Source organism: Bartonella sp. AC10YNML, assembly GCF_042196825.1.
Classification (GTDB): Bacteria; Pseudomonadota; Alphaproteobacteria; order Rhizobiales; family Rhizobiaceae; genus Bartonella.
The window spans coordinates 1-600 of the sequence record NZ_JBHIRA010000085.1 but is presented as its reverse complement, the minus strand read 5'-3'; the positions used below and the strand labels follow the sequence as shown (position 1 = coordinate 600).

Annotated in this window: 1 protein-coding gene; it reads left to right on the top strand. The window is 45.7% G+C overall.

From position 1 onward, the window contains the following. Window positions 1-350 precede the first annotated feature (350 nt). A complete protein-coding gene (locus ACFINA_RS09770) occupies window positions 351-509 on the top strand; it encodes a hypothetical protein (RefSeq protein ID WP_375615542.1) in 159 nt (52 codons plus the stop codon). The last annotated feature ends 91 nt before the right edge of the window (window positions 510-600 follow it).

The following is a 600-nucleotide window of genomic DNA, read 5'->3' as shown; positions in this document are numbered from 1 at the left end:
CCGCAGGGGGCGTATATGAATGGTGCCGGATTACATTTTTTATTGAAACAATAGGGGTGATAGAGTTTATAGTAAGGGGGGTATATTCATGGGGGCGCTATTGTTATCCCTTTCATGGGGGCTGTTCATGAAATGGGGGTGATGCGTGTTGGTTTGCAAGTGTTGAGAGATGTTTCTTTTTTTATGTCTTAGTGGGGGGCCGAAAACAATGAGAAAAGAATAAAAATGCTTCTGTCTTTTCAAGGGATAAAGGCTATCGTAAAGGCGGGATATGGCTGTTGTTGGGGCAGGGGTGGGGTTGTTGTAGGAGCCTTAGGGTAATGGGGGTGTCTGTGTTGAGGAACGGAGTTATGGCGTGCTTGTTGCAAGGGGAGGGTAAGGCTATTGTAGAGGCCGCAGGGGGTGTATATGAATGGTGCCGGATTACATTTTTTATTGAAACAATAGGGGTGATAGATTTTATAGTAAGGGGGGTATATTCATGGGGGCGCTTTGCAAGGGGAGGGTAAGGCTATTGTAGAGGCCGCAGGGGGCGTATATGAATGGTGCCGGATTACATTTTTTATTGAAACAATAGGGGTGATAGAGTTTATAGTAAGG